At 67.3% G+C, this 15,714-nt stretch carries 11 protein-coding genes; 5 read left to right on the top strand and 6 right to left on the bottom strand.

The window, feature by feature from the left end; genetic code table 11:
• Positions 1-3: 3 nt before the first annotated feature.
• Both AAE021_RS03825 and ffh read right to left on the bottom strand, forming a co-directional pair.
• Positions 4-597, bottom strand: coding sequence for an NUDIX hydrolase (locus tag AAE021_RS03825; RefSeq protein WP_342024325.1), 594 nt, complete (start codon positions 595-597; stop codon positions 4-6).
• Positions 598-695: 98 nt separating this feature from the next.
• The gene (ffh, locus tag AAE021_RS03820) at positions 696-2,279 is read right to left on the bottom strand and encodes a signal recognition particle protein (RefSeq protein ID WP_342024324.1); all 1,584 of its coding nucleotides are present in this window, start codon (positions 2,277-2,279) and stop codon (positions 696-698) included.
• A 129-nt stretch (positions 2,280-2,408) separates the two neighbouring features.
• On the opposite strand from ffh, the gene AAE021_RS03815 reads away from it, so the two are divergent.
• Positions 2,409-3,818, top strand: coding sequence for a glucose-6-phosphate dehydrogenase (locus AAE021_RS03815; RefSeq protein WP_342024323.1), 1,410 nt, complete (start codon positions 2,409-2,411; stop codon positions 3,816-3,818).
• 265 nt (positions 3,819-4,083) lie between these two features.
• Here the strand turns inward: AAE021_RS03815 and AAE021_RS03810 are convergent, their stop codons facing one another.
• Positions 4,084-4,422 carry a P-II family nitrogen regulator gene (locus tag AAE021_RS03810; protein WP_104053827.1) on the bottom strand — a complete coding sequence of 113 codons (339 nt, stop codon included), beginning with the start codon at positions 4,420-4,422 and terminating at the stop codon, positions 4,084-4,086.
• Positions 4,419-5,714: an ammonium transporter gene (locus AAE021_RS03805; RefSeq protein WP_342024322.1), complete on the bottom strand. Its 1,296-nt coding sequence runs from the start codon at positions 5,712-5,714 to the stop codon at positions 4,419-4,421. The genes AAE021_RS03810 and AAE021_RS03805 overlap by 4 nt, the downstream gene beginning before the upstream one ends.
• A gap of 254 nt (positions 5,715-5,968) precedes the next feature.
• Here AAE021_RS03805 and AAE021_RS03800 point away from each other — a divergent pair, with 254 nt between their 5' ends.
• Positions 5,969-7,675 (top strand): hypothetical protein, encoded by a 1,707-nt coding sequence (locus AAE021_RS03800; protein ID WP_342024321.1) that lies wholly within the window; start codon positions 5,969-5,971, stop codon positions 7,673-7,675.
• A gap of 121 nt (positions 7,676-7,796) precedes the next feature.
• On the opposite strand, the gene ftsY is transcribed toward AAE021_RS03800, so the two are convergent.
• A complete protein-coding gene (ftsY, locus tag AAE021_RS03795; protein ID WP_342024320.1) occupies positions 7,797-9,014 on the bottom strand; it encodes a signal recognition particle-docking protein FtsY in 1,218 nt (405 codons plus the stop codon).
• Positions 9,015-9,134: 120 nt separating this feature from the next.
• On the opposite strand from ftsY, the gene AAE021_RS03790 reads away from it, so the two are divergent.
• From AAE021_RS03790 to AAE021_RS03780, 3 genes are all read left to right on the top strand, one after another.
• Positions 9,135-10,493: an MFS transporter gene (locus AAE021_RS03790; protein WP_342024319.1), complete on the top strand. Its 1,359-nt coding sequence runs from the start codon at positions 9,135-9,137 to the stop codon at positions 10,491-10,493.
• Complete coding sequence (locus tag AAE021_RS03785) at positions 10,490-11,221, top strand: glutamine amidotransferase (RefSeq protein WP_342024318.1); 732 nt, start codon at positions 10,490-10,492, stop codon at positions 11,219-11,221. Before AAE021_RS03790 ends, AAE021_RS03785 begins: the two co-directional genes overlap by 4 nt.
• Before the next feature lie 196 nt (positions 11,222-11,417).
• Complete coding sequence (locus tag AAE021_RS03780) at positions 11,418-11,807, top strand: hypothetical protein (protein WP_342024317.1); 390 nt, start codon at positions 11,418-11,420, stop codon at positions 11,805-11,807.
• A 91-nt stretch (positions 11,808-11,898) separates the two neighbouring features.
• Here the strand turns inward: AAE021_RS03780 and smc are convergent, their stop codons facing one another.
• Complete coding sequence (gene smc, locus AAE021_RS03775; protein WP_342024316.1) at positions 11,899-15,558, bottom strand: chromosome segregation protein SMC; 3,660 nt, start codon at positions 15,556-15,558, stop codon at positions 11,899-11,901.
• Between the last annotated feature and the right edge of the window lie 156 nt (positions 15,559-15,714).

The raw sequence follows: 15,714 nt of genomic DNA, 5'->3' as shown, positions 1-15,714 counted from the left end.
CTCCTAACGTCCAAGAATTCCGGAAAAACCGGCCACCGGCGGCATCATTTTGCGGGTGGGCGGCGGGGCAGCCGGTTCCCCGGCGGTGAATTTGCCGTCCACCAGTTCGGCCACGGTGCCAAGATCCAATGCTTCCAACGCGCCGGCCACCCTGCGGGCGGAAGCCGCACCAAGCAGTCCGGCACAGTCCGGCACCGGCACAAAACGCGCTTCCCGCTCCCCGCCCCCAGCGGTGAACTGGGCCACCGATGTGGCCAGCACACCGCCGTCGAACACAAAAGCGATGGAGTCGCCCTGGCTGCCGGGCCGCGCCGCACCGGGGCCTGACCCGATCTGGCCGCCGGCTTGGACGTAGTCCAGCACCAGGACGCGGCCGACGCCGAGCTCCAGTCCCAGCGTCCCGGCCACGATGCGCCGGGCCGCCGAGCGCGGATCCTCTCCGCCCAGGACCACGCCGCCGGGAAGATCCCACCCGCCGGAGCCTGAGCCGGAACGCAGCAGCAGCACACTTGCCTCAGCGTTGCGGATGAGGGCTGCGGCCGTGGTGCTGCGCTTGAACACGGATCCGTAGAACCCGCTCAGTCCCTGTGCTGACACGGAAGCCTCTTCCCCTGAGTTGCCCGGGCCGGTGAACCAAACCGGCGGTTAAACAGACACCGCCGGACGAGTGGTCCGGCGGTGCCCAGCGTAGTCCGTTACTTGCCCAGGAACTTCTCGAAGCCCTTGGGAAGGTTCAGCGACGACGGGTCGAAGTCCGTGTCCTGCGTTCCGAAGGCGCTGCCGGTGGGCAGGGCCTTGCGGGCGCCGGCGCGCCGCGCCTCCGCCTCGGCCAGCTCCTGCGCGGCCTTGGCCGGGTTGCCGGAACGGGCCTTCTTCTTGCCCTTGGCTGCCTGCTGCTTCTTGCGCGAGCCGCCGAAACCGCCAGGCCCGGCCATGCCCGGCATTCCGGGCATGCCGCCGCCTGCGGCCATCTTCTTCATCATCTTCTGTGCCTGCACAAAACGTTCCAGCAGTCCGTTGACCTCGGAGACATGCACGCCGGAACCGCGGGCTATGCGGGCGCGGCGGGAACCGTTGATGATCTTCGGTGCCACCCGCTCGTGCGGGGTCATGGACCGGACAATGGCCTCGACGCGGTCAATTTCGCGCTCGTCGAAGTTCTCCAGCTGCTCACGCATGCCGGCGGCGCCGGGCATCATCATGAGCATCTTCTTCATGGAGCCCATCTTGCGCAGCTGCTGCATCTGCATCAGGAAGTCGTCCAGGGTGAAGTCTTCCTGGTCGGCGAACTTCTTCGCCATCCGGGATGCTTCGTCCTTGTCCCAGTTCTGCTCGGCCTGCTCAATAAGCGTCAGGACGTCGCCGAGGTCCAGGATGCGGCTGGCCATGCGGTCCGGGTGGAAGACCTCGAAGTCCGTCAGGGCCTCGCCGGTGGAGGCGAACATGATGGGCTTGCCCGTCACCGATGCCACGGACAGGGCGGCACCGCCGCGCGCGTCGCCGTCGAGCTTGGTCAGCACCACGCCGGTGAAGTTGACGCCCTCGTTGAAGGCCTGCGCCGTGTTGACGGCGTCCTGGCCGATCATGGCGTCAATGACAAAGAGGACTTCGTCGGGGTTGATGGCGGCGCGGATGTCCGCGGCCTGCTGCATCAGTTCGGCGTCCACGCCCAGGCGTCCGGCGGTGTCCACGATGACGACGTCGTGCAGCTTGGTGCGCGCTTCCTCGATGCCCTGGCGGGCAACGGCAACCGGATCTCCGGAGGCGGACTCAAACTCGGAGCTGACGCCGGGGTGCGGTGCGTAAACCGGCACGCCGGCGCGTTCGCCGTTGACCTGCAGCTGCTTGACGGCATTCGGTCGCTGAAGGTCAGCGGCCACCAGCAGCGGGCTGTGGCCCTGGCTCTTGAGGTGCTTGGACAGCTTGCCGGCGAGGGTGGTCTTACCGGCACCCTGCAGGCCCGCGAGCATAATCACCGTGGGCGGATTCTTCGCCAGGCGCAGCCGCCGGGTCTCGCCGCCGAGGATGCCAACAAGCTCCTCGTTCACGATCTTGACAACCTGCTGGCCCGGGTTCAGGGCCTGCGAGACCTCGAGGCCGAGCGCGCGTTCCTTAACGGAAGCGGTGAAGGCGCGGACCACGGGCACCGCGACGTCGGCGTCGAGCAGGGCGCGGCGGATCTCGCGGACTGTGGCGTCGACGTCGGCTTCGGTGAGTTTGCCCTTGCCGCGAAGGTTCTTGAAGGTTGTAGTCAACCGGTCAGACAGTGAATTGAACACGTGCCGCGCACTTCTTTCGTCAGTTCTTCGCCATGTTTGGCAGGCCCAGCTGTTAAGGGTACCAAGGCAGGTTGAGTAATTGCCGCAAAACTCTTACCAGTGCAGCGCGGCCGGTGGCAGGCTGTAGCCATGACTGAATCTTCCCCTCTGCGCACTCTCCTTATTCTCGGCGGCACCGGCGACCTCGCCCAGCGTCTGCTCCTGCCCGGGCTTGGCCAGCTGATCGGCAGCGGCCGGGCGCCCGATGACCTGCTGGTTGTCGGGTCCGGCTCCCGGGACTGGGATGACGGCGCCTGGCGGGAACGGCTGGAGGAGTCCTTTTCCGCTGCGCGCACAGATGCCGACGACGACGGCCGGCAGGCGCTGGATGCGACGGTGCGGAACGGCAGCTACCTGCAGGTGGATCTGAAGGATCCGGAGCGGCTGGTCCATGACATCCGCAGCTTAAAGACGCCGCTGGCCGTTTATTTCGCGCTGCCGCCGGAGGTCACACAGTCCACCGTGGCTGCGCTGAAGCCGGGAGACCTGCCGGAGGATACGCGGCTGGTGCTCGAAAAGCCGTTTGCCAGTGACGAGGCCTCGGCCCGGGAGCTGAACCGCATGCTGGCGGATCTGCTGCCCGAGAGCCATGTGTACCGGGTGGACCATTTCCTGGGCATGGCCACCGTCATGAACGTCCTCGGGCTGCGGTTCAGCAACCGCATCCTGGAGCCGGTGTGGAACAACCTGCACATTGAGCGCGTGGAGATTCTCTTTGACGAGGAGCTCGGGCTCGAGGACCGGGCGAAGTACTACGACGGCGCCGGCGCCCTGCGTGACATGATCCAGAGCCATCTGCTGCACACCATGGCGGTGATAGCCATGGGTGCTCCGGCAACCCTCGGCGAGCGCGACGTGCGGGATCTGATCGCCGCCACTTTGCGCGCATCCTCGGTGCCGTCGGATTACCGGAACAGCACCCGCCGGGCCCGGTGGACCGACGGGGAGATCAATGGCGAAAGCGTGCAAGCCTATGCCGACTCCCCCGGAGTGGATCCGGACCGGGAGACCGAGACACTGGCGGAAGTGGAAATCCGGATTGAGAATGACCGCTGGGCCGGCGTGCCGTTCATCCTGCGCTCGGGCAAGGCCCTGGGCGAAAACCGGCAGGAGGCCGTCATCACCTTCAAACCGGTGAGCCACCTGCCCAACGGATTCACCGGAACCGCCGGGGACGCATCCCGGCTGCGGATATCCTTCGCACCGGCCCGGCTGGAACTGGAACTTAACGTCAACGGGCCCGACAACGTCTTCACGCTCGAGCGGGCCGGGCTCACCGCTCCCATGCACAAGTCCGCTATGACTCCCTATGGCGAAGTGCTGGACGGGATTCTCTCCGGTGATCCGCTTGTCTCCGTGCGCGCGGACATCGCGGAGGAATGCTGGCGGATTGTGGACCCGGTGCTGAAAGCCTGGTCCGACGGCGATGTGCCGCTGGAAACGTATCCGGCCGGAACCGCAGGTCCACCCGAGTGGGAGAGCAGCCGCTCCGAGCTGTGAAGGTCGGGGAACGTTTGACGGGACCCGGCCCCCGAGGACAGGTGCATCACCGGAATGGCTGCACGGCTTCCCACCCTTTGTAGCCTCTTGGGGCAAAGTGACCCCGTGAGGCTTCAACAGCCCCAAAGAGTGGGAACGCGTGCAGGAACACAGCGAAGACCCCTTGAATTTGCGGAAACGGACCGCAGGTTCAAGGGGTCTTCATCTCTTCCTGTGTGCCAACACGCGGCTTGGTTGTCACCGAGCGGGTTTGGAGGTTCGAGGGCTACAGCGCGGAGTCCCCCCGCTCGCCGGTGCGGACCCGGAGGGCCTCCTCCACGTTGACCACCCAGACCTTGCCGTCGCCGGCGCGGCCGGTGTTCGCGGTGGAGACCAGCACGTCCACGATGTCGTTGAGCCACTCGTTGGCCACCAGGACCTCGATGCGGATCTTCGGCAGCAGGTCCACCGTGTATTCGGCGCCGCGGTAAACCTCGGTGTGTCCGCGCTGGCGTCCGTAGCCGTTGGCCTGGCTCACGGTGAGGCCCTGCACGCCGTAGCTTTCGAGGGAGCCACGGACGGCGTCGAGCTTTTCCGGGCGGACAATGGCGGTTACCAGCTTCATGAGTTCACCGTTTCCTTAGTAGTGGTGCGTGCGGAGTCGGGGAAGGGCCGGAAGGATCCGCCGACGCCCAGGCCACCAAATTCGTAGGCGGTTTCGGCGTGTTCGCTCAGGTCCACGCCGTTGACTTCGGAATCCTCAGAAACCCGGAAGCCGATGGTCTTGTGAATGGCCAAACCAATGATCAGGGTCAGGACTGCGGAGAAGGCAATCGCGACCACTGCGGCCACCAGCTGGGCGCCGAGCTGTGCGAATCCGCCGCCATAGAACAGGCCGCCGCCTTCGCCTTCAACGGGCAGGGCGATGAAGCCCAGGGCGATGGTGCCGACGATGCCGGCGACCAGGTGCACGCCCACCACGTCCAGGGAATCGTCGTAGCCCAGCTTGTACTTCAGGCCGACGGCAAGGGCCGAGAGCACTCCGGCCACCAGGCCCAGGCCGACGGCGCCGAGCGGGCTGACATTGGCACAGGCGGGGGTGATGGCCACCAGGCCGGCGACGATACCGGATGCGGCGCCGAGCGACGTCGGGCGTCCGTCCCGGAGGCGTTCAATCAGCAGCCAGCCAACCATCGCGGCCGCCGGTGCGGCCATGGTGTTGACCCAGATCAGGCCAGCTTCTTCGGCGGTGCCGGCGGCGCCGCCGTTGAAACCGAACCAGCCGAACCACAGCAGGGTGGCGCCGAGCATGACGAACGGGATGTTGTGCGGGCGCTGGCTTGGGTCCTTGCCGAAGCCCTTGCGCTTGCCGATGATCAGGGCCAGCACCAGGGCTGCGACACCGGCGTTGATGTGGACCACGGTGCCGCCGGCGAAGTCGATGGCCTCTCCGACCACTGAGCCGATGGCGCCATCCTCACCGAGCAGGCCCCCGCCCCAGACCATGAAGGCCAGCGGGCAGTACACCAGGGTGACCCAGATGGGCACGAAGACGGCCCAGGCCGTGAACTTGGCCCGGTCGGCAATGGCGCCGCTGATCAGGGCGACGGTAATGATGGCGAACGTGGCTCCGAACCCGGCACCGATGAGGTCCTCGGTGCCGATCAGGGACTCGAGGCCGAAGGAGGTGAAGGGATTGCCGAAGAGGCCGCCCACGCCGTCGCCTCCGGTCATCGAGAAGCCCCACAGCACCCAGACAACCCCCACGAGACCGATGGACACGAAGCTCATCATCATCATGTTCAGTGCTGCCTTGGCACGGGTCATCCCGCCGTAAAAGAATGCCACTCCGGGCGTCATGAGCAGCACCAGTGCCGCCGAAATCATCACCCAGACGTGACCTGCTGACAGATCCATCTTCACGTCCCTTCACATGCTGCGGGCCCTTCCCGCACCATGAACTTTGCCCGGGCCAGATTTCGGGAACCGCCCGTGCGGATTGCCGGAACATTACAAACCCGCCCCCGGTGTAAAAACTCCGCGTCGGTGGTGTTTCCGCAGCATTTCCGCTTCCGCTCCCCGGGGCTCCCGCAGACCAACACCGCGGCATTCGTCACCCGGGCCCGCCGCTAGGATGGTCCCTAAGTCTCACAACCGGAGGTACATCCTTTATGCCCGAGCAGTCTCCCTTCTCCGGCGGCCCAGATTCCCTGGACGCCGAAGACGGCTACAACCACCGACCAGGCAAGAGCCGGAAGAAACCGTGGATTATCTCCGGTGCGGCTCTGGTGGTGGTGCTGGCCGCCGGCGCCGTCGCCGCCCCCATGATCCTGGACAACGAGGCTGCGCCCGCGGCCGCTCCATCACCCACCGGCACCCCCTTTACGATGACGCCGAAGCCCGAGCCCACGCTGCCGCCGGCTCCCGCCGTCAACTACTACGAGCAGGCCGGCCCTCCGGCGGGCTCGCCGCTGACCCCCGTTGAGCCGCTGGCCGTCACAGTGATTCCGGAAACCACCGGCACGTCGCTGCCCGCAGGCTTGATCGGCCTCTCCCTGGAGGCAACCGACCTGGCCGATCCCTCACTGAGCGGCGACAACCCGGAAATGGTCCAGTCAATCTCCGGGCTGGGCCGGCCTCTGCTGCGCTTCGGCGGAAACGCCGTGGACCGCCGGTTCTTCTGGACCTCCGCCGGTGAAGCCATCCCCGGAAACCTCTCCGGCGACAAGGCACACCCCGTGCGCGCCGTCACCCCGGCGGATCTGGAACGGGTCAACACGCTCCTGGAGGCGGTGGACGGGCAGATTGCCCTGACCGTGGATCTGGGCAACTATGATCCGGCCCGGGCCGCGGACATGACCAAGTTTGCCGCCGCAGCCTTCGGCGAGCGCCTGGTCGGCATCACCGTGGGCAACGAGCCCAACGGCTTCGCCAAGACCGGGCTGCGTCCCGGAGGCTATGGCGTCCAGGACTACCTCACGGAGCTGCAGGCCTATGCGGCCGCGATGCACGCCGTCGCACCCAACGTGCCGATCGTTGGACCTGGCACCTATGAGCAGTCATGGTGGGGCCCCTTCGCCGAGGTGGAACTGCCGCAGCGCAAGATCCTGTCCTTCCACCACTACCCGCTCTCCTCCTGCGAAGGCGCGGATCCGCTGGGAGAACCCGTCATGGGCGCCCTGGTCACCCGGCACATCCACGACCACGCCAACAACTTCCGCAGCGCGGCACTGGAACCGGCCATCGCGGCGGGCATCGAAACATGGATCCCGGAAACCGGCGTCTCCGCCTGCCCCGGCTCCAACGAAACCACCAAGACCCACGCGTCCGCCCTGTGGAGCGCTGACTACGCGCTGAGCGCGGCGCAGCTCGGGATCACCCGGGTCAGCTTCCACAGCTCGCTGCTGACCTGCAAGGGCGGTCCGCCCATGTCAGCCATCTGCACCGGCGGCGAGTACCTGCAGCCCAACGGCGTCGTGGATGAGCGGGCCAACTACTACGGCCTGTCCATGGTGGGCGAAATGCAGCCCGGCGAGTTCCTGAAGCTGGACACCGCCGGCACCGGCTTGGCCTACCCGTACGCGGTGCGCCATGCGGACGGCAGCATCAGTGTGGTGGTGGTGAACAACAACAACCCCGAGACCGCCGCCCAGACCATGGTCAGCCTTGAGCTGCCCGGCAAGGCGCTGACCGGAACGATGTCCCAGATGACCGGCCCGTCCTACGGCGCCCAGGACGGAACGCTGATTGACGGTGCCGCCGGCGAAGGCACCCCGGCCGAGGCCCGTCTCACGGTGCCGGGCTTCGAATACGGATCCAGCACGCAGTCCTTCCCCCTGACCGCGGGAACAGTGACGGTCCTGAACTTCACGTTCTAACCGGCACTGCAACGGTTCCGCTGAGGCGGAATAGCAGGACAGACAAAGGGCTCCGCACTTCCCCTCGGAAGTGCGGAGCCCTTTGGCGTATCAGCGGTGCTGCTGAGGCTGTCCGGTGCTGCTAGCCCAGCAGTGCGTCCACGAAGCCCTCGGCGCTGAACGGCGCCAGGTCATCGGCTCCTTCGCCCAGGCCGATCAGCTTGACCGGCACGCCCAGCGTGCGCTGGATGGCGACGACGATGCCGCCCTTGGCGGTTCCGTCCAGCTTGGTCAGCACGATGCCGGTGATGTTGACGACCTCGGAGAAGACCTTGGCCTGCATCAGGCCGTTCTGCCCGGTGGTGGCGTCCAGGACCAGGAGGACTTCATCCACCTCGGCCTGCTTTTCGATGACGCGCTTAACCTTGCCCAGCTCGTCCATCAGGCCCACCTTGTTCTGCAGGCGCCCGGCGGTGTCGATCAGGACCACGTCAACTTCGCCGTCGATCCCGGCCTTGACGGCTTCGAAGGCCACGGACGCCGGGTCGGCGCCGTCGACGTCGGACTTTACCGTGGGAACGCCCACGCGCTGACCCCAGGTGGCCAGCTGCTCGGCGGCAGCGGCGCGGAAGGTGTCAGCGGCACCCAGCAGGACGTCCTTGTCCTCGGCCACCAGGACGCGGGCGAGCTTGCCAACCGTGGTGGTCTTGCCGACGCCGTTCACGCCCACCACCATGACGACGGCGGGCTTGTCCGCATGCCGGGTGACGGCGAGCGACCGGTCCATGGTCGGATCCACCAGCTTGATGAGCTCCTCGCGGAGCATCTGGTGCACTTCCTGCGGGTCACGGCTGCCGGAGATCTTGACCCGCTCGCGCAGGGCATCCACCAGCTCCATGGTCGGTTCGGTGCCAAGGTCCGCCAGCAGCAGCGTTTCCTCGATCTCGTCCCAGACGTCCTCGTCAATCTTGTCACTGGAGAGCAGCGCCAAAAGCGCCTTGCCCAGTGCGTTGTTGGACTTGGCGAGCCTGGCGCGCAGCCGGGCCAGCCGGCCCTGCACCGGTTCCGGGGTTTCCAGGGACGGCGCTTCGGGCGCGGGTGCCGCTTCCTCCAGATCGCGCAGGTCATCGGGCACAACGACGCCGGTTTCCGCCGGCGGCGCGGTGCCTGCGGGCGGCGCGTCCAGGACGTCGGTGCCCGCGGCATGCGCTCCCGTACCGGTCACCGGATCATTGGCGTCACGGGTAGTGGGATACATGCCCTTGGGGGTTCGGCGGGTCCGCACCAGCAGGGCTGCCACGGATCCGACCACCGCAAGGGCGAGGACCACATAGATCACAATCGAAAGAGTCTCATTCACGCTCTCCAGCATGTCACACCGGTGTGTTTCCGGGCACCCGACGGCCTGCCGCGGAAGCGGCAGCGGCAGGGCCGGCGCGGATCCCCGGAATGGGTGCTGGTCTGAGAGAATCGAGGCATCATGGTCCGTGCTCCCCGTCTCGCGATACCGCGGGAAATCAAAGTCCTCATTGCCGCCGCCTTCGTGATCGCCCTGGGCTTCGGCCTCGTGGCACCGGTGCTGCCGCAATTCGCCCAAAGCTTCAACGTCGGAGTTGCCGCCTCCTCCGTCATTGTCAGCGCCTTCGCCTTCACCCGGCTGGTCTTCGCACCGGCCGGCGGTGCCCTGCTGGAAAAGTTCGGCGAGCGCCCGGTCTACATCGCCGGGCTGCTGATTGTCGCCGCGTCCACCGCGGCCTGTGCCTTTGCCGGCAGTTACTGGCAGCTGCTGATCTTCCGCGGCCTCGGCGGCATCGGTTCCACGATGTTCACCATTTCGGCCATGGCCCTGATCATCCGGCTGGCCAAGCCCTCGGTGCGGGGCCGGGTCTCCAGCGCCTATGCGTCCTCCTTCCTGCTCGGCAACATCGCCGGACCGCTGGCCGGCGGCCTGCTGGCCGGCTTTGGCCTGCGGGTTCCGTTCCTGGTCTATGCGGCGGCACTGGTGGTTGCCGCCGCCGTCGTCGCCATCCATCTGAAGGACGCACGGCTGGCCGAGGGCGAAACCAAGCCCGCGGCCCGTCCGGTGCTGACGGTCCGCGAGGCGCTGGGCGACTCCGCCTACCGGGCGGCGCTGGCCTCGAGCTTCGCCAACGGATGGTCATCCTTTGGTGTGCGCAACTCCCTGCTGCCGCTGTTCGCGGCAGCCGCCCTGAGCGCCGGTCCGGAAATCGCCGGCATTTCACTGACTGCCTTCGCCGTCGGCACCGCCGTCGTCCTGACCTTCTCCGGGCGGCTGGCCGACAGCTGGGGCCGGCGTCCGCTGGTGCTGACCGGCCTGGCCGTGAATGCCGTGGCCACCGCAGCGATCGGTTTCAGCACCAACGTGCCAATGTTCCTGGTGGTTTCCGTCATTGCCGGCATGGGCACGGGACTGCTGAACCCCGCGCAGCAGGCCGCCGTCGGCGACGTGGTGGGCAATGACCGCAGCGGCGGAAAGGTGCTGGCCACCTTCCAGATGGCCAGTGACAGCGGCGCCATTATCGGACCCATCCTGGCCGGACTGCTGGCCGATTACTTGGGCTTCAGCTGGGCCTTCGGCGTCACCGGAGCCATTGTCATCATGGCCTGCTTCGCCTGGATCGGCGCCCGGGAAACACTGGAACCCGAGGCGAGCACCCCGGCCCCGTCGGTTCCCGACGACGAGGTGCCCGGCCCTGCGGCAGGAGCGGCGGAGACCGCGGCCGCGGACGGCAAGCGGGTCGCCCCCGGCGCACAGGCGAAACCCTCCCCCGCCCCGGACTCACCTGCCGGGCCGTCCCGCACTACGATCGAAGAATGAAGCCTTTCCTGCTGCTGGCCTCCCGGGCCGAAGACACAGCCGCCGATGAAGAATACGAAGCGTTCCTGCGCTTCGGAAACCTGCTGCCGGAGCAGCTGCACCGCATCCGGCTCGAGGCCGGTCCGCTGTCCCGCATCGATCTGGACCGGTACAGCGGCATCTTTGTCAGCGGCAGTCCGTTCAACGCCAGCGATCCGGACAGCTCCAAGTCGGAGCTGCAGCTGCGGGTGGAAAGCGAACTGGGCCGGCTCCTGGACGACGTGGTGGAGCGGGACTTCCCCTTCCTGGGCGCATGCTACGGGGTGGGAACGCTGGGCCGGCATCAGGGCGGAACGGTGGACCGTCAGTTCGGCGAAGCCATCGGCGCCGTGGACATCAAGCTCACCGAAGACGGGCGGCTGGACCCGATGCTGGCGGGGGTTCCGGATTCCTTCACGGCGTTTGTGGGTCACCGGGAGGCTATTTCCGTACTGCCGCCCAACGCCGTGAACCTGGCCGGCTCATCCACCTGCCCGGTCCAGATGTTCCGGGTCAAGGAGAACCTCTACGCCACGCAGTTCCACCCCGAGCTGGATGTTCCGGGGCTGCTGACCCGGATCACCGTCTACCGGCACGCCGGGTACTTTCCGCCCGAGGAGGCCGACGCCGTCCGCGACTCGGTGCGCGGCGCCGACGTCAGCGTTCCCCCGCTGATCCTGCGCAATTTTGTGCTCCGCTACGCCCGCTAAGCCCACCCCTCCAGCGGGCGGTTTCCGGATTTTTGCGCTCCCGTGAATTCGCACTTTTAGATTTCTTTGCATTTATCCTTGATTGAATCGTGGTCAGCCGGTACTGTTTTCAACTTGTTATCCGAACAGGCCAACAATTTGAACAACGGAAACCGAAAGCAGCATCTGAATTAGACGATTCGATCGGGGAAACACCATGACGAAACGCACGAAATTCGCAGCGATCGCAGCAACGGCACTGACCGCACTGGCACTCTCAGCAGGCCCCGCGGCGGCGGTGCCGGACCCCGGCCAGCCGGTCAATCCGTATCCGAGCCCCAATCCTCCCACGTCACCGGTTGAGGACTCTCCGGCCTGGTACTGCTTCCAGTGGGGACCGGGTCCGGCACCTGGCGCATCACAGCACATGTACAAAGTCTGGTGCCCCAAGGATGTTGCCCCGGGAGCTATTTACGGCAGTGACGGAGTGCATTACAAGGAATTCGCGTGGACAACCTGCGGAAACGATTATCCCGTGGACCACATTTTTAATGAATGGGCCTGCAACGCGGTATGGAAGGCTTATCCGTACCCCACGCCCTTCTAAAAAAGCCCTTCTAAAAAACAGACTAACGGCGGTGCTGCTTCGGCAGCACCGCCGTTGCGTGTTAGGCCAGTTGTGCTTTCAGTTCGTGCATTTAGCCGGCGGCAGGGGCCTCGGCGGCGGCAGCGCCGGAAGCAAGCCGCTGGCTGATCACGGTGGACACGCCATCTCCCTGCATGGTGACGCCGTAGAGGGCATCCGCAATCTCCATCGTGCGCTTCTGGTGGGTGATCACAATCAGCTGGCTGGACTCCTTCAGCTCCCCGAAGATGGTGAGCAGCCGGCCCAGGTTGGTGTCATCCAGCGCCGCCTCAACCTCGTCCATCACATAGAACGGCGAGGGACGGGCCTTGAAGATGGCCACCAAGAGCGCCACGGCCGTCAGTGACCGCTCCCCGCCGGAGAGCAGGGACAGCCGCTTGATCTTTTTGCCCGCCGGACGGGCCTGGATTTCGATCCCGGTGGTGAGCATGTCCCCGGGATCGGTGAGTACCAGCCGGCCTTCCCCACCCGGAAACAGCGTGGCAAAGACGCGTTCAAACTGCTCGGCAGTGTCCCGGTAGGCGGCGGTGAAGACCTGCTCCACCTGCCGGTCCACGTCCTTGATGATCTCCAGCAGGTCGCGGCGGGTTGCCTTGAGGTCCTCCAGCTGGGTGCTGAGGAACGTGTGCCGTTCCTCCAGGGCTGCGAACTCCTCCAGCGCCAGCGGATTCACCCGGCCCAGAGCAGCCAGGTCACGCTCCGCCTGCTTGAGCCGTTTTTCCTGGACGGCCCGGTCATAGGGCACGCCGGTCAACAGCGGGTTGCCGTCCTCGTCCACTGGGGCATGCAGCGCCGCCCATTTGTCGCCGCCGGACCCGCCGGCACTTTCCGCCGCGACCGGAACCGGAACCGGCTGATCGGGTCCGAACTCGGCCACCAGGTGATCGGGGGTCAGCCCCAGCTCCTCGACGGCACGGGTTTCGAGCGCCTCCACGCGCAGCTGCTGCTGGGCCCGGACCAGCTCATCGCGGTGGACTGAATCGGTGAGCTTGGCCACCTCGGCGCCGGCATCGGCAGCAGTGGTGCGGACCGTTGCGAGTTCGGCGTCCCAGGCGGTGCGAACAGCCTCCGCGTGATCCCGTTCAGCGGCGGCCAGCTCCAGGGACACCTCCAAGAAGCGCAGCACCCCGCGGGCGGCCTCCGCAACTGCCGTGGCTTTTGCCGCCTGCACGGCACGGCGCCGGGCACGGACCTCTGCCGCGGCCCGCGCCCGGCGTTCGCTCTCCGCCGCCCGTTCGAGCCCCGCGGCCCGGCCAGCCACGGCTTTATGCTGTTCCTCCGCGCTGCGCAGCGCCAGGCGGGCCTCGGTTTCGGCCCTGCGGGCTTCGGCCGCCGCGAGCGCCAGAGCCTCGCGCCGTTCCGTGGACGGCTCCTCTTCCGCGGGTGCATCGCCCGCTGCGGCTAACCGTGCGGCAGCCGCAGCCAGCGCTTCCTGTTCCGCGGCAAGATTGGTTTCGGCCGCGCTGACCAGCCGCTGCAGCCGTTCTGACTCGCCTACGGCCGAGCGCAAAGCGGAGCCCAGCGTTCCGAGCCGCTCGGCGACGGCGGCCAGGCGCGCATCGGATTCATGCAGCGCCGCCAGCGCGGCATCGGACCGGGCCTGGGCCGCATCACGGCCGGCCACGGCTCCGGCGAGGGCAAAACCCGCCTGTTCGGACCGGGCAGCGGCAGCGCGGATCCGGTCCTCGGTTTCCTCCACCGCCGCCTGCAGCTCAATCAGGCCGGGCGCGGAGGCCGAGCCGCCGCGCCCGGCATAAGCGGAAAGAACCTCACCCTCCATCGTGACGGCCTTCAGCTCCGGCCGGCCGGAAAGAATATCGGCGGCAGCGGCCAGGGACTCCACAATGACGACGCCGTCCAGCAGCTGCGCCAGCGTGTGCCGCAGCTGCTCCGGTGCCTGCACAGCGTTCACCGCCCAGAAGGCGCCATCCGCCGGGGCTGGCCGGCTGGCTTTCTGCACTTGCTGTGCTTCGCCCCCATCCTCGGGCGCCCCCGGCCGGCCGGCGGCCAGCACCAGATCCACCTGCCCGCCGTCGGCATCTCGCAGATGGGTCAGGGCACGCACGGCGGCACCGGTGTCGGCCACCGCAACTGCCGCTGCCGCCGAGCCCAGGGCCGCGGTGATGGCACGTTCGCAGCCGGGACGGACGGTGAGCAGCTGCGCGAAGGGTTCCAGCACGCCGTCAATCCCGGAGTCCAGCAGCAGCGCGGTCCCGTCCCGGCGGTCCAGCCCCACCCGCAGGGCATCCCGGCGTGCTGTCAGGGTCTCGCGTTCACGTTCGGCGTCCTGCTTGGTGCGGCGCAGCTCCTCCACGGCGGCCGAGGCCGCATTAAGTTCGGCGATGGCCTCCTCGTACTCGGCGTCGAGCCCTTCTTCGCCTTCCTCGACACCAGCGGCGGAGTTCTCCAGGGCGGTGAACTCCTGCTGTGCCTTCCGGCGCCGTTCCTCGCCCTCGGTGATGGACGCGCGCAGCCGGCCCAGCTCCGCCTCGGCCGCATCCACCCGCGACCGCGCTGCACCCACCGCGCCGGATAAACGGGCCAACCCCTCACGCCGGTCCGCTGCGGCGCGCAGCACGGCGGCCAGACGCTGCTCTTCCGCGGCGGCTTCGGCCTCCGCGGCAGCCCGGATTTCCTCAGCGTCCTCCAGCGCACCGCGGCGTTCATCGATGGACTCCACCAGCGCCGCAGCCTCGGCCCGGACCCGCCCGGCCTGTGCCTGCAGCCGTTCGGGATCCGCGCCGGTGTCCTCACGGTGCTCGGAGGAGCCCAGCAGCCGCCGCCGTTCCTCTGCCAGCGCCGCCAGGGACAGGTACCGCTCCTGCAGCGAGGACAGCGAATACCAGGTGTCGCGTGCAGCGTTCACCCGCGGCGTGGCCTGCGCGGCCAGCCCTTCAAGCTCGGTCTGGCGGGCGCGGGCGGCGGCCAGCGCAGCGGCAGCCGTGTCCCGCCGGGCCAGCAGCGCCGTTTCTTCGGCAGCGTCCCGGGCCAGGGCGCCGGTGAGGGTCACCAGGTCATCGGCCAGCAGCCGGGCGCGGGCATCGCGGGCGTCCTGCTGGACGGTGCGGGCCCGGCGTGCGACGGCGGCCTGCTTGCCCAGCGGTCCGAGCTGGCGGCGCAGTTCCGAGGTGAGGTCGGTCAGCCGGGCCAGATTGGCCTGCATCGCGTCGAGCTTGCGCACGGTTTTTTCCCGGCGGCGGCGGTGCTTGAGGATCCCGGCGGCCTCCTCGATGAAGCCGCGGCGCTCGTCGGCCCCGGCGTGCAGAATGCGGTCCAGCTGCCCCTGCCCTACTATGACATGCATCTCACGGCCCAGACCGGAATCGGACAGCAGTTCCTGGATGTCCAGGAGCCGGGCGGGGGAACCGTTAATGGCGTACTCGGAGCCCCCGGCGCGGAACAGAGTGCGTGAAATGGTCACTTCGGAGTATTCGATCGGCAGGGCGCCGTCGGCGTTGTCGATGGTCAGTGACACTTGGGCGCGGCCGAGCGCCGGGCGCCCGCTGGTCCCGGCGAAAATGACGTCCTCCATTTTCCCGCCGCGCAGCGTTTTGGCGCCCTGCTCCCCCATAACCCAGGCCAGAGCGTCCACCACATTCGACTTTCCGGACCCGTTGGGTCCCACCACCGCGGTGACACCGGGTTCGAACTCGAACGTGGTGGCTGATGCGAAGGATTTAAATCCACGCATCGTCAGCGTCTTCAAATGCACGGGGGCCAATCTTTCCTGCAGGCGGGTGATTCCTTAAATCTACTTGGTGCCTGAGACTTAACTGCAGTACTCGCAGAGCGTAATCAGGACCCCCACGTCCCTCGCGCCCCAGAGGGAACGTAGGATTCTCTAAGGAACAAGTGAATCAGGATGTGG

The sequence above is a fragment of the Arthrobacter citreus genome (assembly GCF_038405225.1).
GTDB lineage: Bacteria > Actinomycetota > Actinomycetes > Actinomycetales > Micrococcaceae > Arthrobacter_B > Arthrobacter_B citreus_A.
The sequence above is the reverse complement of the archived record's forward strand: the minus strand, read 5'-3'. Positions and strand labels throughout refer to the sequence as shown.